Source organism: Methylocystis sp. MJC1, assembly GCF_026427715.1.
In the GTDB taxonomy this organism is placed as follows: Bacteria; Pseudomonadota; Alphaproteobacteria; order Rhizobiales; family Beijerinckiaceae; genus Methylocystis.
The window spans coordinates 2,322,117-2,342,805 of the sequence record NZ_CP107558.1 but is presented as its reverse complement, the minus strand read 5'-3'; the positions used below and the strand labels follow the sequence as shown (position 1 = coordinate 2,342,805).

Annotated in this window: 24 protein-coding genes and 2 tRNA genes; 14 read left to right on the top strand and 12 right to left on the bottom strand. The window is 62.7% G+C overall.

Translation table 11 applies throughout. The features are described from left to right. Positions 1-444: 444 nt before the first annotated feature. The 3 genes from OGR47_RS11445 (at position 445) to OGR47_RS11435 (ending at position 2,860) form a co-directional block, all read left to right on the top strand. Positions 445-2,031 carry an anti-phage dCTP deaminase gene (locus tag OGR47_RS11445; RefSeq protein ID WP_165053904.1) on the top strand — a complete coding sequence of 529 codons (1,587 nt, stop codon included), beginning with the start codon at positions 445-447 and terminating at the stop codon, positions 2,029-2,031. Continuing rightward, positions 2,009-2,173 carry a hypothetical protein gene (locus OGR47_RS11440; RefSeq protein ID WP_165053907.1) on the top strand — a complete coding sequence of 55 codons (165 nt, stop codon included), beginning with the start codon at positions 2,009-2,011 and terminating at the stop codon, positions 2,171-2,173. Before OGR47_RS11445 ends, OGR47_RS11440 begins: the two co-directional genes overlap by 23 nt. Positions 2,174-2,275: 102 nt before the next feature. Beyond that, entirely contained in the window at positions 2,276-2,860 is a 585-nt protein-coding gene (locus OGR47_RS11435) for a hypothetical protein (protein WP_165053910.1), read from the top strand. A 99-nt stretch (positions 2,861-2,959) separates the two neighbouring features. On the opposite strand, the gene OGR47_RS11430 is transcribed toward OGR47_RS11435, so the two are convergent. Next, positions 2,960-3,049, bottom strand: a tRNA-Ser gene (locus tag OGR47_RS11430). A gap of 60 nt (positions 3,050-3,109) precedes the next feature. On the opposite strand from OGR47_RS11430, the gene OGR47_RS11425 reads away from it, so the two are divergent. The 3 genes from OGR47_RS11425 to OGR47_RS11415 are packed head-to-tail and all read left to right on the top strand — an operon-like array spanning position 3,110 to position 4,712. Further along, positions 3,110-3,568: a gamma-glutamylcyclotransferase family protein gene (locus tag OGR47_RS11425; protein WP_165053913.1), complete on the top strand. Its 459-nt coding sequence runs from the start codon at positions 3,110-3,112 to the stop codon at positions 3,566-3,568. After that, the gene (panC, locus tag OGR47_RS11420) at positions 3,565-4,425 is read left to right on the top strand and encodes a pantoate--beta-alanine ligase (RefSeq protein ID WP_165053916.1); all 861 of its coding nucleotides are present in this window, start codon (positions 3,565-3,567) and stop codon (positions 4,423-4,425) included. Before OGR47_RS11425 ends, panC begins: the two co-directional genes overlap by 4 nt. After that, on the top strand, positions 4,422-4,712 hold the full coding sequence (locus OGR47_RS11415; RefSeq protein ID WP_165053919.1) for an acylphosphatase: 291 nt from the start codon (positions 4,422-4,424) through the stop codon (positions 4,710-4,712). Before panC ends, OGR47_RS11415 begins: the two co-directional genes overlap by 4 nt. Positions 4,713-4,724: 12 nt before the next feature. Here the strand turns inward: OGR47_RS11415 and lipB are convergent, their stop codons facing one another. From lipB to OGR47_RS11385, 6 genes are all read right to left on the bottom strand, one after another. Beyond that, positions 4,725-5,444 (bottom strand): lipoyl(octanoyl) transferase LipB, encoded by a 720-nt coding sequence (gene lipB, locus OGR47_RS11410; protein ID WP_165053921.1) that lies wholly within the window; start codon positions 5,442-5,444, stop codon positions 4,725-4,727. After that, positions 5,441-5,788: a hypothetical protein gene (locus tag OGR47_RS11405; RefSeq protein WP_165053924.1), complete on the bottom strand. Its 348-nt coding sequence runs from the start codon at positions 5,786-5,788 to the stop codon at positions 5,441-5,443. Before OGR47_RS11405 ends, lipB begins: the two co-directional genes overlap by 4 nt. Before the next feature lie 127 nt (positions 5,789-5,915). Then, positions 5,916-6,374 (bottom strand): YbhB/YbcL family Raf kinase inhibitor-like protein, encoded by a 459-nt coding sequence (locus OGR47_RS11400; RefSeq protein WP_165053926.1) that lies wholly within the window; start codon positions 6,372-6,374, stop codon positions 5,916-5,918. Positions 6,375-6,452: 78 nt separating this feature from the next. Then, a complete protein-coding gene (locus OGR47_RS11395) occupies positions 6,453-7,610 on the bottom strand; it encodes a glutathionylspermidine synthase family protein (RefSeq protein ID WP_165053929.1) in 1,158 nt (385 codons plus the stop codon). Continuing rightward, the gene (locus OGR47_RS11390) at positions 7,610-7,972 is read right to left on the bottom strand and encodes a hypothetical protein (RefSeq protein WP_165053931.1); all 363 of its coding nucleotides are present in this window, start codon (positions 7,970-7,972) and stop codon (positions 7,610-7,612) included. Before OGR47_RS11390 ends, OGR47_RS11395 begins: the two co-directional genes overlap by 1 nt. Positions 7,973-7,976: 4 nt before the next feature. Beyond that, complete coding sequence (locus OGR47_RS11385) at positions 7,977-8,381, bottom strand: DUF350 domain-containing protein (RefSeq protein ID WP_246729749.1); 405 nt, start codon at positions 8,379-8,381, stop codon at positions 7,977-7,979. A gap of 259 nt (positions 8,382-8,640) precedes the next feature. On the opposite strand from OGR47_RS11385, the gene OGR47_RS11380 reads away from it, so the two are divergent. After that, positions 8,641-9,441, top strand: coding sequence for a DUF72 domain-containing protein (locus OGR47_RS11380; protein WP_165053936.1), 801 nt, complete (start codon positions 8,641-8,643; stop codon positions 9,439-9,441). Here OGR47_RS11380 and OGR47_RS11375 read toward each other — a convergent pair. Further along, positions 9,432-10,040 carry a J domain-containing protein gene (locus tag OGR47_RS11375; protein ID WP_165053938.1) on the bottom strand — a complete coding sequence of 203 codons (609 nt, stop codon included), beginning with the start codon at positions 10,038-10,040 and terminating at the stop codon, positions 9,432-9,434. The two genes, OGR47_RS11380 and OGR47_RS11375, sit on opposite strands and share 10 nt — an antisense overlap. A 420-nt stretch (positions 10,041-10,460) precedes the next feature. Further along, the gene (locus OGR47_RS11370) at positions 10,461-11,552 is read right to left on the bottom strand and encodes a fatty acid desaturase (protein ID WP_246729750.1); all 1,092 of its coding nucleotides are present in this window, start codon (positions 11,550-11,552) and stop codon (positions 10,461-10,463) included. A 386-nt stretch (positions 11,553-11,938) separates the two neighbouring features. On the opposite strand from OGR47_RS11370, the gene OGR47_RS11365 reads away from it, so the two are divergent. The 4 genes from OGR47_RS11365 (at position 11,939) to OGR47_RS11350 (ending at position 15,173) form a co-directional block, all read left to right on the top strand. After that, positions 11,939-12,023: transfer RNA gene (locus OGR47_RS11365), tRNA-Leu, on the top strand. A 278-nt stretch (positions 12,024-12,301) separates the two neighbouring features. Continuing rightward, on the top strand, positions 12,302-12,724 hold the full coding sequence (locus OGR47_RS11360; protein WP_165053942.1) for a VOC family protein: 423 nt from the start codon (positions 12,302-12,304) through the stop codon (positions 12,722-12,724). A gap of 378 nt (positions 12,725-13,102) precedes the next feature. Beyond that, positions 13,103-13,909, top strand: a complete 807-nt coding sequence (gene modA, locus OGR47_RS11355) for a molybdate ABC transporter substrate-binding protein (RefSeq protein ID WP_206527465.1) — start codon at positions 13,103-13,105, stop codon at positions 13,907-13,909. A 322-nt stretch (positions 13,910-14,231) separates the two neighbouring features. Beyond that, positions 14,232-15,173, top strand: coding sequence for a hypothetical protein (locus OGR47_RS11350; protein WP_165053680.1), 942 nt, complete (start codon positions 14,232-14,234; stop codon positions 15,171-15,173). Here the strand turns inward: OGR47_RS11350 and OGR47_RS11345 are convergent, their stop codons facing one another. After that, positions 15,174-16,049 (bottom strand): polysaccharide deacetylase family protein, encoded by an 876-nt coding sequence (locus tag OGR47_RS11345; RefSeq protein WP_165053945.1) that lies wholly within the window; start codon positions 16,047-16,049, stop codon positions 15,174-15,176. It lies immediately after the preceding gene. A gap of 70 nt (positions 16,050-16,119) precedes the next feature. On the opposite strand from OGR47_RS11345, the gene mgtE reads away from it, so the two are divergent. The 3 genes from mgtE (at position 16,120) to rpmF (ending at position 19,059) form a co-directional block, all read left to right on the top strand. Continuing rightward, positions 16,120-17,529 (top strand): magnesium transporter, encoded by a 1,410-nt coding sequence (gene mgtE / locus OGR47_RS11340; protein WP_165053948.1) that lies wholly within the window; start codon positions 16,120-16,122, stop codon positions 17,527-17,529. 153 nt (positions 17,530-17,682) lie between these two features. Next, complete coding sequence (locus tag OGR47_RS11335) at positions 17,683-18,729, top strand: glycoside hydrolase family 25 protein (RefSeq protein ID WP_165053951.1); 1,047 nt, start codon at positions 17,683-17,685, stop codon at positions 18,727-18,729. A 141-nt stretch (positions 18,730-18,870) separates the two neighbouring features. Next, positions 18,871-19,059, top strand: a complete 189-nt coding sequence (rpmF, locus tag OGR47_RS11330; RefSeq protein WP_165053954.1) for a 50S ribosomal protein L32 — start codon at positions 18,871-18,873, stop codon at positions 19,057-19,059. Positions 19,060-19,282: 223 nt separating this feature from the next. Here the strand turns inward: rpmF and OGR47_RS11325 are convergent, their stop codons facing one another. Then, complete coding sequence (locus OGR47_RS11325) at positions 19,283-20,086, bottom strand: SDR family NAD(P)-dependent oxidoreductase (RefSeq protein WP_165053957.1); 804 nt, start codon at positions 20,084-20,086, stop codon at positions 19,283-19,285. 6 nt (positions 20,087-20,092) lie between these two features. Continuing rightward, a complete protein-coding gene (locus tag OGR47_RS11320; protein WP_165053960.1) occupies positions 20,093-20,593 on the bottom strand; it encodes a TerB family tellurite resistance protein in 501 nt (166 codons plus the stop codon). Positions 20,594-20,689: the final 96 nt, after the last annotated feature.

The following is a 20,689-nucleotide window of genomic DNA, read 5'->3' as shown; positions in this document are numbered from 1 at the left end:
GCGTCTGATTTCCGGGACAAAACGCGCGGGCGCGATGTAGATACCAGGCCAAACAGGCAAACGCCCGGGATTCCGCCACTTGAGCGCGCTCCTTGAAGAACCGGCGTCGCGGGAATTTGCCAAGGGATTTCGATGCATTGGACGGATTGCCCACTCGGGCGGCAAGGGAAAGCTCAGCTTTTCGGCAAAGCGGCAACGCGATCTTATGGCGCTCGTCCGACGCGCCGCCGCCGGAGCCTTGGACGGCCAACCGCCTCTTGCAGGATCCGTCGATCGGAACCGAGTTGACCCAGGGTAGGTGACTGCACGAAAATACCTAACGTCCACACAGCTGCGCTGATAGGCGGGGATCAGCGCGTTCCATCGTGACGGATAAACGCGTCGACGCGCGCCCGACTGATTCAGTATCACGCAACCACTACGCGGATTGACGAGAAGATGGCCTTGTCTGATCCTCTGCCTGGGGGAATTTTGAACATGTCGATTCGGGCAATAAGCGCCGGTGGGTTAAAAACCAAAGCATTGGAAAGCGACATTTCCGAATCCACGAGCGAGGTGCCAGTCACCAATGAAGAGCGGCGCACTGACGAGCTTGTTATCGCTTTGGTCGGCCCCGTGGGCTCGGGTGTCAGCACTACCGCTCTTGCGCTAGCAGAAATTTTAATGGGCGAATTCGGCTACTCAGTCGAGACGATTAAGGTCAGCGAAATTATAAACGAAAAAGCTAGCTTGGTCGGGCGCCGGCCCGTGGCAGAAGCGGATGATGAGCGCATCTATAAATTGCAGCAGGCTGGTAGCGCATTGCGTGCACGGTTTGGCGAAGACGTGCTTGCGAACTTCTGCGTTGAGAGGATTCACGCCAGCCGCGATGAAGATGGCGCGGACAAGGTTCGCCGCTACTGCACGATAATCGATTCTCTGAAAAATCCGGGCGAGGTCGATCGGCTTCGAACCGTATACGGCGATTTGTTCTGGCTCTTGGGAGTTTTTGCTCCGGAAGAAGTTCGAATTTCCAGGCTAAAGGCCGCCAATCCCAGCAACGCATATATCCAGCGTATCAGCGATCAGGATTACGACGAGGGGACTGACCATGGTCAATCCGTCAAGGACACCATGACCGTCGCTGACGTATTTATCAGAAATGACGCTCAGAATACAGTGCAACTGAAGGTAGTCCTGCAAACGTTTCTGGATCGCATCTTTGAGGTGGGCGTTAGCACTCCAAACACCGATGAAACTGCGATGTTCGCTGCGGCCAGCGTGGCTATGCAGTCGGCTTGCCTTTCCCGGCAGGTAGGTGCAGTTATCCAGAACACTTATGGCGAACTGATCGGCCAAGGGGCAAACGACGTCCCAAAGTTTGACGGAGGCCTTTATTCGTCCAACCTGACACCGACGCACGACCACCGTTGCTACAACTGGAAGAATAAAATTTGCCACAACGACACTGAGAAAGCCGCGATACTCAACCAAATCGCGAAGTTCGCAAAGGCAAGCTTTAAAGAGAGCTCCGAGAAAGAATTAGAAGAGTTCCTGGAGAAAATACGGAAATCACGCATTAAGGGCTTGATCGAGTTCTCGCGCGCCGTACATGCCGAAATGGCCGCCATCGTGTCAGCCGCCCGCGATGGCTTGGGCCAGGTGCGTGGCGCAACGCTCTTCACAACAACCTTCCCTTGTCATAATTGCGCTCGCCACATCGTCGCTGCCGGTATTCGTAAGGTAATCTACATCGAACCCTATCCAAAGAGCTTGGCTCTCAACCTCCACAACGATGCCATATCTACGAACGAGAATGACGAGGGTAAGAAGGTTGTGTTCTTGCAGTACCAAGGCGCTGCGCCCCGCAGCTTCTCTAGGATTTTTAAACCGAATCCTGTCAGGAAAAAGGACGGTAGCTTAGTTTCACAATCACGAAAGACGGCGATGCCGTTTGCGGCTCCTCCCGTGGACTCCCTGGTCACACGGGAGGAGTTGGAACTTGCTCGGCTGCTGAAGGAGGTATCTGATGTCCAAGAGACCCAGCAGTAAACAAATCGAAATGCTCTTGCCAATTTCCGGGAAAAAAGCCGAGTCGGCACCTGTGGTAAAAAAGACGCGTCAACTCTCCTACCAGAAAATCGTCGATTCCCTGCGGAAGAAGGGCTTAACTAAAACCGCTGTCAAAAAGTAAGAGGGCTCATCTAGATTGCACGCTGCCCCGTGGGTTGAAGCGAGTTTCCAAGCGATATAGATGCACGAGAAAGGCACCAGGATGCCTTGGCCTAACCCCTCAATGACCCGATGGCTGTTCAACAGCCGGCGCAGCACGACCGATGACCTGCGGCGGATACCGGTTCACGACATAGTTACACATGGATTGAACCGCCGCGGCATGAGCTTCAGCTGGGCATGGTGGACCTCTGAGGGCAGGACAACGGCTTCAGTTGGCGCCCGTGTTGAGGGCGACGAAAACGAAGCCTATCTGCATCTCGACTACACCCTGAATGGCGCGCCGATGCGGCAGCGCATCCGATTGGAGGCGTTGCCGTGCCGGTTCGGCGGCGTTCGATGGCTCGCCTTCTGCCCCAGAACGGGGCGAAGCGTCGCGCATCTTTACATGGGTCATACGGGCGCTCTATCGCGCCATGCTTACCGCCTCAAATTCGGCTCGCAACGCGAGTCGCCGCTTGATCGATCCTTTCGTCGCCGAAACAGAGCGTTGGAAAAACTGAAGACGAATTCGCCGCTGTGTCTGTCCCGGCCCAAGGGCATGCATTGGCGCACTTATGGCCGGCTGTTACACGAGATATCGAAAGAGACGCAATTCTTCGACGTCGCCGCGCGCGCCCGGTTCGGTTTCAATGTTGATCTGGACTGAACGGGACCCAAGTGGCGTTTAATTGTAAGACCTATTGTAAGACCGGGGCGAGAATCTTTGATAATTACCCAGTGATTTCAGGCGGTTATTCTCGCGCGCTGGCGGAAGAGGTGGGATTCGAACCCACGGTGGAGTTGCCCCCACGGCGGTTTTCAAGACCGCTGCCTTAAACCACTCGGCCACCCTTCCCCGGCGCGTGATATAGCACGGCGGCGCCGTTGCGCGAGAGGGCAAAGGAAGAGATCGACTGTGCCGCTGCATTTTGCCTATGGCTCCAATATGGACGCGGCCGCCATGGCGCAGCGTTGTCCTCGTTCGAGGCTTCTCGGGCGGGCGCGGCTCGCCCGCTGGCGCTTCGTGATTCTGCCGTCGGGCTTCGCCAGCGTCGTCCCCGATTCGCGCGCGACCGTGCATGGCGCGCTGTGGGACATCCCGCCCGCGGACGTTGCGGCGCTGGACCGCTACGAGCAGGTGGGGCAGGGTCTCTACGCCAAGAAAATCATCCCCGTTCTGCGCGAGCCCTTCGGCGCCTCCCCGGCGCTGGTGTATATCGGCGCCGCGCCGCAGCAAGGCGCCGCCCATCCGGCGGCCTGGCCGGGCTATCTTGCCGACATTATCGCGGCGGCTCAGGCACTGGAGCTGCCCGCCGCCCACATCGCCTATTTGTCCTATCTGCTGGCGGAACAGAAGAAAGGCCCGCGCGCATGAGCTACAAGGTTCCTGTCGTCCATACTGTCGAGGACATGCGCGCCTTCGTGCGCGCGCGCCGCGCGTCGGGCGAGCGCATCGGCCTCGTGCCGACCATGGGCGCCCTGCATGCGGGCCATCTCTCGCTTGTCGAGGAGGCGCGCCGCCACGCCGAGCGCGTCATCACGACGATCTTCGTCAATCCCACCCAATTCGGTCCCAGCGAGGATTTCTCGCGCTATCCGCGCACGCTGGCGGCCGATTGCGAGAAGCTTGCGACGGTCTCCGCCGATCTCGTCTTCGCGCCGGCGGTAGAGGAGATGTATCCGGAAGGCTTTTGCACGACGGTGACGCTCGAAGGCCCGGCCAAGGCCGACCTCGAAGACCGCTTCCGCCCCACCCATTTCGCGGGCGTCGCGACGGTCGTCGCCAAGCTGCTCAATCAGGCGCAGGCGGATGTCGCCGTTTTCGGCGAGAAGGATTACCAGCAGCTTCTCGTCATTCGACATTTGGCGCGCGATCTCGACATCGGAACCCGCATCCTGGCGGGGCCGACGCTGCGCGACCTCGACGGGCTCGCGATGTCGTCACGCAACATCTATCTCTCGGCGGAGGATCGCGCCCGCGCGCCGCGGCTCTATCGCGCGCTGTCCGAGGCGGCGAGCCGCATCGCTGCGGGCGAGGTGGTCGGGCATGTGATGGGCGAGGCGCACGAGGCGATTGTCGGCGCCGGTTTCGATATCGACTATGTCGAGGCGCGCCACGCCGATACGCTCGCGCGCGTCGCGCGCCGCCTCGAAGGGCCGATGCGCATCCTCGCCGCCGCGCGGCTCGGCGCGACGCGCCTCATCGACAATGTTGCGGTTCCGAACACATGAGCCGTCGCGTCGTCCGTTTCTTTGTGACCGGCCGCGTGCAGGGCGTCGGCTTCCGCGCCTTTCTTATTCGGCAGGCCAACGCGCTTGGGCTGGTCGGCTGGGCGCGCAATCGGCTGGATGGTTCCGTGGAGGCTTTCGCGGCGGGGCCGGATGAGAGAGTCGCGGCGTTGATCGCGGCGGCCCGGCGCGGACCCCTTCTCGCGCGGGTCGAGAGCTTGCGCGAGGCAGAGGCGGACGTGGCCGAGCTTGGCGACGCCATCGGGTTCACAGTGGGCGAGACTGTTTAGATAAGAGCAGGGTCAGCCGAAGATCGCCTCGAAATGGCGCCGCAGCGCCGCGTCGACGTCGGCCATAGTGGCGCGCGCCCCCAGGTCTTTCAGGCTCGTGACGCCCAAGCGCCGTTCCCGCACCCCGCAAGGCGCAATGCCTGAAAAGTGGGAGAGGTCCGGGGCGACATTGAGCGCAATTCCGTGAAAGCTCACCCATTGGCGCAGGCGCACGCCGATGGCGGCGATCTTGTCTTCCGCCATTTCGCCGTTCGGGCCGGGCGCTTTGTCGGGCCGCTGCACCCAGACGCCGACGCGCGCCTCCCGACGTTCGCCAACGACGCCGAATTCGGCAAGCGTGGCGATGAGCCAGGATTCAAGCGCACAGACAAAGGCGCGGATGTCACGGCGCCTTTGCGTGAGGTCGAGCATCACATAGGCGATCCGCTGGCCGGGGCCGTGATAGGTGAATTGGCCGCCGCGCCCCGTGCGGTGGACGGGGAAGCGCGCGTCGAGGAGGTCGCTGTCCTTGGCCGAGGTTCCGGCTGTGTAGATCGGCGGATGCTCGAGCAGCCAGACGCATTCCGGCGCCGCGCCGCGCGCGATCGCGGCCACGCGGGCCTCCATGAAGGCGAGCGCCTCTTCATAGCCGACGAGCCCCTCGCTCATGCGCCATTCTACCGGCGGCGCCTCAGCGCGGGGCGAGAGCGCGGGCGTGATGGTACCGCGGGGAGGGCAGGAGGAGGCGGTCATGGCGCCTCGCCATTCGGGGCCGGCGCGCGGCCTTGCGCGCGCTTGATGTCGTCGATTTCGTCGAGCATGGCGAGAAAGGCGCGGATGGCCTTCTTATCCTTCTTCGACAAGTCATTCTCATCGAGCTTTTCGACAAGCACGCGCAGCGCGTCGCCTACGCGCCCGAGTTGCTTGCCATAGCTGCCCACGTTTTTCAGCACCTGTTGCTCGACCTGCGGCGCGCTCGATTGGCCCAGCTCCACATTCATGAAGGAGAAATTGCTGCCGACAATCCCGAAGGGATTCCAAAAGGCGGCGACATTGACGGGCACGTCGCCAGAGAGGGGGAGCTTGAAAACAGCCATGACAACCTCGCTATCAAAGGGCAATGACCTTCTTCTACAGTATTTTTGAAGCCGAACTATGCGCGCAAGCAAGACAACGGAGCCTGTAGCTGCTCGAGAGCCGCGAAAGGGTCAGATTGCGAGCGCCTCAGCGGCCATAACGCGCCATCAGTCGCGCTTCCGCGAGAACATGCCCATGCGTGGCCTTCTCGACTTGCTTACAGCTCGGGCGCGCGCCGAGCGGCAGCTTTGGGCAGTCCAGCGCAAACAGACGGAAACGGTAGCGATGCAGCCCATGGCTATGCGGCGGACAGGGGCCATTGTAGCCGAGCTCCCGAAAATCATTCTGGCCGTGACGGAAAATATCCGAGGTCGCCGGCCGCCCGGAGTCTTCCTCGAGCGCGGCGACATCCTTGGGAATGTCGTAGCAGGCCCAATGCGCGAAGACGCCGCCCGGCGCATCGAGATCGTCGACGATCAGAACGAAGCTCTGAGTCTCGCCGGGCGCACCCGACCAAGCCAGGGGCGGCGAGCGGTCGTCGCTATCGCAGGTGAACTCGCGCGGAATAGCGCCGCCGTCTTGCAACGCCGTCGAGGTCAGCCGCATGATCGCCTCCGTCTCGCCCCCAGCCTGGGATATTATTTAGTGGCCAGCGGGCGGCGGTCGCGCGTCGAGGCGCAGTCGCTAGCCGACGATCACGTGCGGGATGAAGCGCGAGCGGTTTGAGGTGAGGGGCGTCGCGTCCTCGCGCAGCCCCATGCCGGCCGGTTCGCCGCCGACCACCCAGGAGCCGACGACCGGGTAGCGCCCATCAAAACAGGGCAGCATATGCAGCACTTGCAGCACATGGCCCTCGGCGCCGTAATCGCCGGGCGCGCTGACGACGGCGACGCCGTCCTTCACCAGCAGCACATTGGCGCCCTCGCGCGAATAGATCGGCTTCTTGGCGTAGCTCTCGCCGAGCGCGGCGGCGCGCGGATCGTCGGCGAAATAGCATTCGAGTAAATTCGGATGCCCTGGCGCCATCTCCCATAGCAGCGCGAGCGCGCCCTTGTTGGAGAGCAGCGCCTTCCATGGCGGCTCGACAAAGCGCGTAGCGCACATGGCCGGCGCATGAGAGAATTGATCCGAGAACATCCACTCCCATGGGTAGAGCTTGAAGAGCGTCTCGATCCTGCGCCCGTCTCGATCGCAGAACTGCGCGCCGTTCAGGCCGATGTCCTGCATGTCGAGCAGCGCGGCGCCGCAGCCCGCCTGCACCGCGCAATCCGCAAGATAGCCCGCCGTGCCGAAATCCTCGACGCTGTCGCTCATGGCGCCGAAATGCACGAAACTCTGGGGCGCGATTTCTCCCCAACGTGCGATCAGTCTGTCGTGCAGCGCGTTGAACTGGTCGGCGCGCTGCGGCAGCTCGCCGCTCACTATGAGCTGCTCCAGCCAATGCCATTGCACAACGCCGGTTTCGAACAGGCTGGTCGGCGTGTCGGCGTTATATTCGAGGAGCTTCGCCGGGCCCTTGCCGTCGTAAGCAAGGTCGAAGCGGCCATAGAGCGATGGATCGCGCCGCTTCCAGCTCTCCGCGATGAGCTCGCGCGCATGCGCCGCCACATGCAGGCGGCCCATCAGCTCTTCGCTTTCCGCGATGCGGCCGACGAGCTCCAGGCAAAGCGCGTCGAGCTCGCGCGTCGCGGCTTCGATATCCTCTTCGATCTCGCGCATGGTGAAGATATAGCGCGCGCTCTCGTCCCAATAGGGCTCGCCGTCCATATGGGCGTAGGCGAAGCCGATGTTTTTGAAATGCGCTTCGACGCCGCGGCGCGGCTGTGAGATTTCCCGTTTCATCAGCCGCCGCCTCCGAAGAAGCCGCCAGAGTGTCCGAAGCCGCCGAAGGAGACGCCATGGGTGGAGGCGCTGGAGCCCGACAACCAGTGCCAGCCCCTGGAGCTGTGGGAGGTCGAGCCGCTGCTATGTCTGCAGATCTGCTGGTCGGGATTATTCGGGTCAGGTTCGCAATGGGGGCCTTCGCTCCATTCATAGAGCCCGTAGCCGCCAAGGGAGACTGCGCCCACCACCGCAAGGGACACGGCAAGCGAACGCTTCTGTTGGGGGAGGATCTGGTTCGGCGGTTCCTTCGGCAATTTGGGCCTATGCAGAACGACTGGCGGCGCGCGCCTGCCGAATTCCTTGGGCGCTTCTTGCGTCATGGCGCTACGGGCTCATGCAGGCGGCGCTGAGCAGGCCGGCCGAGATGGAGACGGCCGCGACCCAAATGGCTGCGGAAAGTGCATTCTCCTGGATGGCCTGCGACAGCCCCGGATGCGCGAGCCGCGCAAGGCCATAGGCGATTATCTGCGTGACGAGCGCAACGGCGCCCCACATGGCGAACTCGGCTATGGAGCCCGTGTGGTGGATGGCGGCGGCCAGCGAGATGGCGAAGCCCAGGAGGCTGCCGCCGAAGGCGATCGCCGCGGAGGCGTTTTGCGCCTCGATAATGAGCGCAAATTCGTCGTGCCGCGTCATTCGCGTGTAGATGAGGCAGAAAAGCGCGCAGAAGCCTGTCGCGCCTGCGAAATAGACGGCGAAGGCCAAAAGACCCGAGAAAAAGTCTGGCACGAGCCGAATCTCTCTTGGTTCAAGCTGGCGCGACAATAACACGCTTGCGGGGACGCTCCGTGCGCGTGCGCACATCGCGGTCCCTCACGCGAGGATAAAAACATCGCGGCGCCGTCTTCCCCCCGTGCAGCCATAATCCCTCCTTTCTTCTCGATCACTTTTTCGGTGAGCGATGATCACAAGACAATTGCCCAGCCACAATTCACCCTCGCTTGCCGCGGCGCGCGCGCTAGCTCCAGTCGCGGGCAAAGGAGCGCGGATGACGACGGGCCGCATTTATGTCGGCGTCGGCGGCTGGAGCTTCGCGCCCTGGCGCGAGGTTTTCTACCCGCCTGGGCTGCCCACGACGCATGAGCTGGAATATGCAAGCCGCCATGTCACCTCGATCGAAATCAACGCGACCTTTTATCGCACGCAAACGCGTGAGACCTATCTCAGCTGGCGCGACCAGACGCCCGAGGGTTTCGTCTTCAGCGTGAAGGCGCCGCGCTATGCCATGAGCCGCCGAACGCCGCATGACGTGAAAGAGTCGATCACGCATTTCTTCGACAGCGGCGTGGCGGCGCTCGGCGAAAAGCTTGGGCCTGTGCTGTGGCAATTCCCGCCGACGCGCAAATTCGATTCAGACTTTTGCGAGGCTTTTCTTTCGGCTTTGCCGCGCGAGAGCGAAGGCGTCGCGCTTCGTCACGCCATCGAGGCGCGCGACGAAAGCTTCGTGACGAGCGAATTTGTCGCTCTGGCGCGCGCACATCACGCGGCGATCGTCATCGAAGGCGATTCTGATTTTCCGCTGATCGCCGATCTCACCGCGCCCTTTGTCTATGCACGCATCATGGGGACGCGCGCATCGCGCAAGCAAGGCTACGAAAGCGAGCGGCTCGATCTATGGGCCGCCCGCGCGAGGAAATGGGCGGAAGGCGGGATGCCCAATGATCTTCCGCGCATCTGCGCCAATACGCCCAAACGCAGCGGGCGCGACGTCTTTCTCTATGTCATCCGCGGCGCGAAGGAGAAAAATCCCGCGGCCGCCATGGCGCTGATCGAACGCCTTCAGAAATGAAAGGGCAGCAGATGCAGATGGTTTCTCTTGAGCCAATTGAGAAGCGCGACGAGAACGACGACTGAGAACATCAGCGCCAGAATGACATAGAGGCGCATCATCACGTCGAAGAGAAAAAACAGAATCGAGAAGACGGCGCGCAGCAGGGCCGCGCCGAGGCCGTCATAGCCCTGTCCGCGATTGGCGAAAAAGCCGACGCACAGCATGATAGACACGCAGCCCGCCGCCAACAGGACGGGATTGTAACGCTCGATGACGCCGTCGCCGGCGTCGATCAGCAGCACGCCGAGAAGAAAGGAGAGCGCGCTCAGCGCGGCGAAGGCGCGCTCGCGTAGAAACGCGTTCAGGCGCTGCAGAAGCGTGCGCTTGTTGGCGGTCTCGTCGAGGAAGCTGCCGAATTTGTGCTCGAAGTCATAAGCCTCCCGCTCGGGCAGGCTTTTGAGCGCATTATAGGCTTGCGTGACGCGTTGAAACTTAGCGGGGTCGCCGCCTTTGTCCGGATGATGCTGTTTGACGAGGCGGCGGTAGGCCGCGTTGATCTCGCGCCTCGTCGCGTCCTCTTTGACGCCAAGAACTTCGTAGTGCGTCGCCATCGCCATGACCAGATTGGGTGAGTGCAGCTATCTTTTGCTAAGTTGGCGGGCAGGATCAAGGCGGAAGGGAGACTTCTCTCGCGGCGGCGACTGTAAAACACAGTCTGATAATATTTGAACAGTATTTTTTCGGCTCGACGCCGGCTGCGTTAGCTCGATTGTGCATTTGCGAAGAATTCAGGCGCATTTTGCTGCGTTACAAAATGCAACCAAAAGGAAACTCCCGCGTTAACGATCTGCTCACGCCCAATTGGGCCCGAGCAGGGGAGGGTCCGATGGATAGAATCACAATAATGGTCGCCTTGGCGGGCTTTATTACGATTGGCGCTATGGCCGCCCTTCTTCCAATCTAGCATTTAAGCCACTGCGGGCCTTAAGCCCGGCGGTATAGGGAGGCTGAAAGCGGGATCAGCCTCCCGGATTGTTTTAAGCTCGAGCGGCTTCGTCCAAGGTCGTCAGAACCGCGTGCATGGCCTCGCGGTTGTTGAGTTCGTCATAGACATAGCCGCATTCCTGCATGGCCTTGCGGGTCGCATCGCGCATCTTGCTCAAATTGCGCCGCGCCATGGTCGGGAACATATGGTGCTCGATCTGGCTGTTGAGGCCGCCGGTGAGCCAGTCCAGGAAGGTCGAGCTCGGCGTATTGCGGGTCGAGCGCGCCTGACGGTCGTAGAAGCCCTTCGCCTTCGACGCGTCATAGACTTCCATCCCCGTGTGATTGAGGACGAAGACGAAGGCGAGGATGAAGCCGCCGAGAAGCTGCGCGCTGACGAACCAGGCCCAACCTGTCCAGGCGGGGCCCGGCGTCAGAAAGCCCGCGAGCGTGAGGCCCAGAACCCAATGCGCCACGCAAAGCGCCGTCTCGAGCGTCTTCTCTTTGCGCGCCGCCGTCGCGATGCTCTGCCAGCTCCAGTTGAAGCGGGCGAGCATGAGCAGCGGGAAGAAGAGGGCGACCTGGAACCGCCGCAGGAAGGGGGCGAGAAACCTCGAAAAGCCGGACATCTGAGCCGTGTCGTTGTGCTCGACGAGGAGCTTGTCCCAGACGATCCAGGGCGCCGAATCGATGTCGCCGTCGATCGGCGTCAGCACGCCATCGGCGTTCATCTTGCAGCCGTTGGGGAAGGAGTGATGCAGCTCGTGCTTTTCCACCCACCAGGAGGCGCCGAAGCCTTGGAACAGCGCCGCCGCCGAGAGCATGACGCGGGCTTTCGGCTCTTCGCGCGGTCCCCATTGGTTATGGGCGACGTCATGGCCGAGGTAGGCCGTGCGCGGATAATGGACCCCGAGCAGCAGGGCGCCGGCCGCCGCCGCAAGGCCGCCTTTCGCGAGCAAAGCGAAGGCCAGCGTCGGCACGCCGACAAGCTCGACGCAGCGAAGCGCCTGCTCCCAGAGCGGGACGTTGAAGTAGCCCTTTTCGCGCGCCTCGTTTTTGAGCGCCGCCATGCGCTGGGCAAGAGCCCGCCCGTCCGGCCCGCCTGTTTCCAGGCTACCGTCTAAAGTAGCGATCGTGTCGTTCAATTTTTCTTCCCCGGGGGCGCGCGACGCGCCATTTCGTTCTTGTTTTTTTGCCGCCGGGAAACCCATCGGCTATAGCCGCGCTCTTGTCAAATCACTCAGGCCCCTGCATTTCTGAAAGATTATGCGGCATCTCGACCCAGGCGAGGGCGCCCCGAATCTGCATGCCGGGGGCGAGAGGCTTCAACGCGCTCCTTAAGCCCCCGCATCGGCGCCTGGCCGCTCTTTTCAGATGCAGCCCGACAGCGGGTTTTCCCCTGGGTGGTCGCGACTTTTCCACCGTCGGCGCTCGGTTGATTGCAAAATTATGGCGCCGCCCTTGTCATCGCCCGGTCGATTTGTTAGAGGCTGCGCGCCGGCGCTTCGCAGCACAAGTCGAAGCGCCCCGTGCGGTCGTGGCGGAATTGGTAGACGCGCTAGCTTGAGGTGCTAGTTGGGCAACCAGTGGAGGTTCGAGTCCTCTCGACCGCACCAAATTATCTGGCGGGCATCCCTTGAACCGCGGACTTTCCAAAGCTGGGCTGACGTCGTTGGCGAGCAGCGCCAACTCTTCGAGCGCAAGCATATCTGCTTCCGCCCGCGAAGGCGTTGAATGGCAGGCAAAGCGCTGCTAATCCCCCAATGTCTAAAAAGGAGAGATCGGTGCGGTTAGCCCGATCCCCGGAAACGGGTCCTGACCTTCGCGGCTGCGATGAGTCCCCTGACCTTTAACGCCCGACGCAATCGCGCGTCGGCGAATAGGAGGTCGTAGGGTGCAACAGCAAATTTCCGTCATTACCCTTGGCGTCGTCGATCTCGATCAATCGCGGCGGTTTTACGTGGATGGCTTCGGATGGTCGCCGGTTTTCGAGAACGAGGCGATCATCTTTTATCAAATGAACGGCTTCGTTTTGGGGACCTTCCTGAAGGCCGCCTTGGAAGCCGATATGAATCGCACCGGTTTGCTGCAACCTGGCGCTTTCTCTCTGGCCCACAACGTATCGGCGAAAGAGGATGTCGTTCCCTTGATGAATAGGCTTGCAGAGGCTGGCGGTTTGATCATCCGTCCTGCGGACGAGCCTCCTCATGGCGGTTTTCGCGGCTACGTCGCTGATCCCGACGATCATGCTTGGGAAATCGCATGGAACCCCGTCTGGCGAATTGACGAGGGTGGTCTCGTGACCTTCGGAGTTTAGCAGCGACGGGAGCGGGCATTGGTCCTTTCCGCTCCGACGAACTCTCATTCCACTTCCCTTTGAATAGCTCGCATCACGACTGGGTCATTCCCGGCGGGCCAATGGCCCGACCAGGAATCCAGAGCCACAAAAGCGTTGGTTTTGCACTGGATTCCAGATCTGTCGCTGAAGTGATCGTCGGGAATGACAGCAAACCGATGCGGCGTGCGCGTGGGAGCGTGATTCCGTAGGTACTGCTGCGGTCGGTGCATTTTGGTGTGAAGTTAGGCGTTATTTGCGGAAAATATGCGCATGACTCCAGCTCGGCATTAAACTACTCCTAAAATCACATATTGGCGCCGCAGTTCTGCGGCCGCCGCGCGTCTTTGAGGATTGTCCATGATCAAATTGTTTGGCGTCGCCTTCGCGCTGGCCTTCGCGCTCGTCGCCGCGCCGGTTCTCGCGGAAGCCCCTCTCGCTTCGACGCCCCCCAATGGCCAGACGAGCGCGCCGACTGTCACGGTGTTCGCTGCGGCGAGCCTCAAAAACGCGCTGGACGCGGCGGCGACAGCCTTCAAGGCGAAAAGCGGGATCGAACTGAAAATCAGCTATGCCGGCTCGATGGCGCTCGCCAAGCAGATCGAATCGGGCGCGCCGGCGGATGTGTTCGTCTCGGCCGATACGGCGTCAATGGACTATCTCGCGGGCAAAAATCTGATCCGCCCCGACACGCGCGCGGATTTCCTCGGCAACGTGCTTGTCGTGATCGCGCCGAAATCCTCGAAGCTGGAGAAGCTCGCCTTTACGAAGGACGCCTTTGCGCAGGCGATCGGCTCCGGCAAGATCGCGACCGGCGACCCGGCCTCCGTCCCGGTCGGCAAATATGCGAAGGCGGCGTTGGAGAAGCTGGGGCTGTGGTCGGTCGCCGAGCCAAATTTCGCCTTCACCGACAATGTGCGCGCGGCGCTCATGTTCGTTTCGCGCGAAGAAGCGCCGCTTGGGATCGTCTATCTCACGGATGCGAAGTCGGAACCGAAGGTGAAGGTCGTCGCGACCTTCCCGTCGAGCTCTCACCCGCCGATCGTTTATCCGATCGCGCTCACGTCGGCGGCGCAAGGCGAGGGATCGACGAAGCTGCTCTCATTCCTTCTGAGCAAAGCTGGCAAGGCGATCTTCGCCGAGCAGGGGTTCAGCGTTTCCCATTGATCATTTCCGCGTCGCGGATGGAAGGATTTCGATCCGCGACGCCAACTTATTGATTATCCTCATGGGCGCCTCTTTTAGGCGCCGGCGGCAGTCCAAAAGCGGAAGTTCCGGCTAGGGCAAAGATCAGCCACATTTTCCTTCGCAAGATGCGCCTGAAACTGGCGCAGATACAGGGCCATGCATGGCTGCCCGCGCTGGTTGGGCTGGGAAAAACCGTCGGGGAAAGAATCCCGGCAGATCGGATTCGTGAGACTTGGCGCGTCAAGGCCGCTCGGGAAGCGCGGCGCGCCCTCTCTCGATCCTCGTGCCCGGAGAGAGTAACATGAGCGTCTTTTCAGAAAACCGCCGTCGTGACGGCAATGTCGAGCCGGAAGCCAAGCGCCCCATCGCGCGCGCGTCCGGCGTTCCCGCCTTTCTGTCCCGCGCGCGGACGGCGCCGCCGAAACGCGACGCCTATCGCTCGCCGCTCTGGGGGCTTTCCTACGACCGCGTCGAAGGCGTCATCCATCTTGTTCTCGCCTTTACGATTGTCGGCGGCGCGGCGGCGATCATGAGCACGGCGCTCTTTGGCCCGGGCGCGCCGCTCGGCGGAACGGCTGAGACCCAGCCTGAGATTGTCGCGCACAAGGCGACGGCCGCCGTCGTGGCGCCGGTCGAGCAGGAGAGCGAGGCGAAGCCAACGCACGCGAATCGCGTTGTAAGCGAGGTGGTGGCGCCCGTCGAGGCACCGAAGCCCGCAGCTTCCGCGGCGCCCAAGGCGTCGGCCCTCGATCCTTTCCTCGATGCCCGCCCCATGACCGACACTGCGGCCGCGCCGACGCCTGCGCCGCAGCCTTTGGCGCCGCCGCCAGCCGCTATGCGGGAGAAGCTCGCCGCCGTGCAGGGCGACGAAAATCAGGAGGTCACGCCGCCGCCCCAGCGCGCCAATGTCGCTCAGCTCCCCGCCGCGCCGGCGCCGGCCCCGGAGGCGAAGGCTGAGCCTGCTGCGCCTGCGAGGCAGGCCGAAGCGCCGGAGGCGGCCGATGATGCGCGAATGGCGAAATGCTATCTCAAGCTCGCCGGCCGCGTGCAGAACAGCGGAACCTGCAAGGTGCATCATACGGCCGAGGCCGTGACCTTCGACCTGCCGGGCAAGCCGCTCGAAATCGCCCACAAGCACGGACGCGTTTGGACGGCGACGCTGGGCGGCCGCCAGCTCGGCCAAGTCTACAAGACGGGCGCCTGCTGGGGCGCCAAGGGCTTCTACGCCTGCGAGAACGGCTGATTACTTATCGCCGCCGTGGGAGTGGCCGTGGCCTTCTCCCCCGGCGGCGCCTTTCACCTTGCCGGCGAGCGTCTTGGCGATGATCGGCTCGGTGGTCGACGTCCAATCCCCTCCCGCCTGGACGACGGGCGTTTCGCCCTCGCCGGGGACGATATGGACGAGCTTATAGCCCCGGCTTTTCAGCTCGCGCAGGAAGTCGGGCAGCATCGCCGCCGTCTGCGCCTTGGAGTCGTGGAAGAGCACGATTCCCTTGCCCGCCTTTTCCAGCCGCGACATCACCAGATCGAGTTCGGCCTTCGGCGTCATTGGCGACCAGTCGGAGGCCCATAAGTCCGAGCCGAAAATGGTGAAGCCCTTGCCCTCCAGATAAGCAACGAGCTCCGGCGTATCGGCGAAGCCCGGAAAGCGGAAGAAGGGCGCGGACTTGCCACCCGACGCTTTTTCGACCGCGGCAACGCCCTTCTCGATATCGGCCTTCGCCGTCTCGTCGTACATCAGCCGCAGCGTATTGGCGGGATGACTATAGGAGTGGTAGCCGACGCTGTGCCCTTCGGCCGCCTCGCGCCGCACCAACGCCGGCGTTTCTTCTGCGTTGCGGCCGACGATGAAGAATGTCGCCAGCGCGCATTCCTTTGCGAGCGCATCGAGCACGCGCGCGGTCGGCTCGGCCGGCCCGTCGTCGAAGGTGAGGACGACCTCATGTTCGCGAAGATCGAGGGTGCGCGGATAGCTTTGCAATCCGACGGCGGTTCCCTTCGGGCCTATGGTGATGGTGCGCGACACGCCGAGCGCGTCAGGCCCGCAGTCGCGGGCCGCGGCGGCTGTCACGCCAAGGATCAGGACGGCGCAGAGGGTGAGGCTCGAAAGTTTGTTCATTTCTGTTTTGCCGGTTTGCTTCCGCGCCAGCGCGGGTTAAGGAGCCTGAAGCCTAGTAGCGGGAAGCGGCATGCCACTCGATCATGAAGAAACGGCGGCGGGCGCCGAGGGTTTCCGCAAAGAAAACACTGGGCCGGACCCCGATTTCGTCTTCGAGGTGGAGGCCGCCGTGGCGCTCGGCGACTCGGTCAAGGTTCATGAACTCGTCGGCGATCTTCACGAGGCGGATCTCGGCGCGCTGCTCGAGCTTTTGAGCCACGAGGCGCGACCGCGCCTCGTCGAGCTGATGGGCGCAGATTTCGATTTTACCGCGCTCATGGAAGTGGGTGAAGCCACCCGCGAAGATATTCTCGAAGAGCTGCCGGTCGAGACCCTGGTCGAGGGCATGCGCGAGCTCGAAAGCGACGACGCCGTCGCCATTCTCGAGACGCTCGAGCCCGCGGAGCAGGCGGAGGTTCTCGAAGCTCTGCCGGCGCAGGAGCGTATCGTGCTCCGCCGCTCGCTCGATTATCCGGAAGGCTCCGCCGGCCGTCTGATGCAGACGACGCTGATCGCCGTGCCGCCCTTTTGGACGGCGGGCCGCGTGCTCGATTTCTTCCGCGAGACGGACGGCGACGAGTTGCCGGACAATTTCTTCGAGGTCTTCGTCGTCGACCCCGGCTATCACCTGCTCGGCACTGTTTTTCTCGACGCCCTTGTGCGCGCGAAACCAGGCGCGCGGCTCGACGAGATCATGCAGGCCGACCGGCGCCGCGTGAAGGCGACCGAGGACGGAAGCGAGGCCGCGCGTCTATTCGAGCGCTACAATCTGGTGTCGGTTCCGGTCGTCGACGAAAGCGAGCGCCTCGTCGGCGCGCTCACCATCGACGACATCGTCGACGTCATTCAGGAGCAGGCCTCGGAAGAGATCAAGGCGCTCGGCGGCGTGAATCCGGAAGAAGAGCTGACCGACGATTTCTGGTGGATTGCCAAAAGCCGCTTCACCTGGCTCTTCATCAATCTGCTGACGGCTTTCATCACCTCCAGCGTGCTCAAGACCTTCCAGTCGCAACTCGAGCAGATGGTGGCTCTGGCGGTGCTCGGGCCGATCATCGCAGGGCAGGGGGGCAATTCGGCGACTCAGACCATGACCGTCGCCGTCCGCGCGCTGGCCACCCGTGAATTGAACCGCGCCAACGCCATGAAGATCATCTTCCGCGAATTGGCGATCGGCGCGGTGAATGGCGCGGCTTTCGGCCTCGTGACAGGCCTTGTCGCCGCCAACTGGTTCCAGAATGTCGGACTGTGGCCAGTTATGGCTTTGGCGATGTTTACAAATTTGGTGGCGGGCGCCTTTGGCGGCATCGCCGTGCCGCTTCTGTTCAACCGGTTCAAATTCGACCCGGCGGTGTCCTCGGGGCCGTTCGTCACGACGATTACCGATGTCGTCGGCTATGGCGCCTTTTTGACGATCGCGAGCATGTGGTTTCATTTGAAATGATGTCGGGGGCGGATCAGCGAGCCTTCAGGCTCGCTTATCCACCGGCCGCCAACACATTTCGGCTACAAAGAATCATCAAAATCCCCAGTCGGTTTGCATTCGCGGCGCGGCGCGTTAACGCTTCGTTACCGCCTCCTGGGATAATTTGACGAAATGTGCTCGTTGAATAGTTCCGTACTGCGTATCACCGCGCTTGCTTGCGTTGCGGCCGGCGCGGCGACTCTCGCCGGCTGTGGCAGCAGCTATGATCCCGGCTACGCCAAGCGGCCGCGTTTTGCGACCAGCGCCCCGCTCCTGAACGCCAAGCGGGACCCGACCTTCCTCGCCTATGCGGTGCCGGAGTCCGATCTGCACCTCTTCCCCGCCACGCGCAGCGCCGAATTCGCGGTTCATGGCATCGACGTCTCCAAATATCAGGGCGACATCGACTGGGAGCAGGTGAAGGAATCGGGCGTCGGCTTCGCCTTCATCAAGGCGACCGAGGGCGGCGACAAGGCCGATTCGAAGTTCCAATATAATTGGGCGGCCGCCAAAGCCGCGGGCATTCCGCGCGGCGCCTATCACTTCGTCTATTGGTGCCGCCCGCCGCACGAGGAAATCGCCAATTTCGCCTCGGTCGTGCCCAACGATCCGGACGCGCTGCCGCCCGTGCTCGACGTCGAGCCGACGCCGGAGTCGAGGAGCTGCAAGCGCACGCTTTACCGCGAGGAAGCGATCCGTGACATGCGGGTCATGCTGGAGGCGATGGAGCGCCACTACGGCAAGAAGCCGATCATCTATTCCTCGGTCGACTTCTACCAGGCGATCCTGCAGCCCGACGCCCTCTCGGAATATCCGATCTGGGTGCGCTCGACGAAATATCACCCCAAGGTGCGCTACGGCGACCGCAAATGGACCTTCTGGCAATATCGCTCGGACGGCCGCGTGCCCGGCATCGTCGGCGCCGTCGATCAGAACACCTTCAACGGCTCCCATGAGCATTGGCGCAGCTGGCTCGCCTCGACGACCGGCATGAAGGCCGCGCCCGTCGCTGCGGCGGCGCCCAAGCCGATCATGGACGAGCGCGCCGCCAATAAACTGATCGAGGACGATCCGGCGATGCTCAAGGGCGCGGAAAAGGGCGCCTATGAGAAAGACGCGCCTACGCCCGGCGCGCCGATTCCGCCCGCGGGGATCGAGGGTCAGCCCGACAAGGGCTGACCACGAGAAGGCTGCGGCCAGGGTGCTTTCGGGGACTGATGGGGGTAGCCACGGGGCATGTTTTCGAGTATACGCGCCGCACCAGTTTCCGCCGCGCGGCGCGCAACGCCCGCGGTCTTCGCTGTTTAGAGAGACAAGAAAATGGCCGTTCCGAAGAGAAAAACCTCCCCGATGAAGCGGGGCTTCCGCCGTTCCGCCGATGCGCTGAAGGCTCCGACCTATGTCGAGGACAAGGATTCGGGCGAGCTGCGCCGTCCGCACCATATCGACCTGAAGACCGGCATGTATCGCGGCCGTCAGGTGCTCAAGGTCAAGTCGACCGAGGAATAAGCGGGCTCCATCCGCGCATAAAAAAGCGGGCCGTCGAGCCCGCTTTTTTGTTGGGCCTCATACCATTTCCGTTTGAACAGCTCACTGGGGGCTGTCATTCCCGGCGGGCTGAAAGCCCGACCGGGAATCCAGGACCGCAAAAGCGTTGGTTTTGCTCTGGATTCCAGATCGCTCGCTTTGCGAGCGTCGGGAATGACGCCGAGCCAATCAAGCGGATTCCCTATCAAACCCGCTTCATCTGCGCCGTCCCCAGCAGCGGGAGGAGAATCGCCCGCGGCGAGAGGCGGGCGCTCCAGACCATGAATTTGTTCATGGTCCCCGGGACGACGACGCGCCTTCCGGCCATCAGCCCCTCATAGCCCTGACGCGCGACTTCCTCCGCCGGCACCAGCGCCGGCTTCATTGCGCCCATCAGCCCCTCGAAGCTCATGCCGGCGCGGGCCTGAAAGCCCGTGAGCACCGGGCCGGGGCAGAGGCAGGACACTTTCACGCCCGCCGGCTTCAGCTCGTATGAGATCGCCTCGCTGAAGGAGCGCACGAAGGCTTTAGTCGCGTAATAGACCGCAAAGCCCGGCCCCGGCATGAAGGAGGCGACGGAGGCGACATTCATGACGCCGCCCTTGGTCTGCGTCAGAGAGGGCAGGAAGCGCAGGGTCAAAGCCGTTAGCGCGCGGATATTGAGGTCGATCATGGCGAGCTGCTCGGCCTGATCGAGATCGGCGATGGGGCCGATAAGGCCGAAGCCAGCGTTGTTGACGAGATATTGCGGCGCGAGCCCGGCCTCGCCAAGGCGCGCGGCGAGCGTCTCGGCGGCGCCTTCGGAGAGGAGGTCCAGCTCGACGACGATCGGGCGCTTGTGGCCCTTGGCGGCGATGTCGTCGGCGAGCGCCGCCAGCCGGTCGCCGCGCCGCGCGACCATCGCCACCTCATGGCCATTTGCGGCGAAGACGCGGGCAAGCTCGGCGCCGATTCCCTCCGACGCGCCGGTAACGACGGCCGCTGGGCGGGCGTTCGAAAATTGCGTCATGAAACGTCACTCCTTGGGGCGAGACCAGGGGCCGTCGAGCGGCGGCGGGTTCTCCAGCGCCTCGCGGGCCTCGCGGCGCAGCTCGACGCGCTCTCTCGTCGAGACGCCGAGAAGCTCGGCGACGCGCCAGATCACATTTTCCTCGAATTCATGCACCGTGCCGTCGGCATGGGCCATGTCCCACATCATGCCGATCACCTGCTTGCGGCCGTCTTCATCGAGCCGCCGCTTGAGCACGCTGGTGAAATGATAGAGATCGACCGCCTCGCGCTCGTTCTGGCAAGCCTGCTGGATGAGGGCGCGCGCCTCGTCCGGCGGAAGGCCGAAGCGCGTCTCGACGAGGAGCTGGATGCGCGCCTTCTCGTTATCGTCGAAGTCGCCGTCGATGGAGGCGATATTGACGAGCAGGGCGGCGGCCGCCAGCTGGTAATCCGCCGTCTCGAAAGGCTTGGGCGCGTTGGCGTCGCCCGTGAGGTCGGCGATGAAGGATTTGAGCGCGTCTAACATGGTGAGCCCAGCTGGAGGGATGCGTTTGCGTTGCTATAGAGCAGGGGCGAGCGCAAGGGTAGATCACGCGTGACGCCCCTGGCGCTCGGGCGGGCC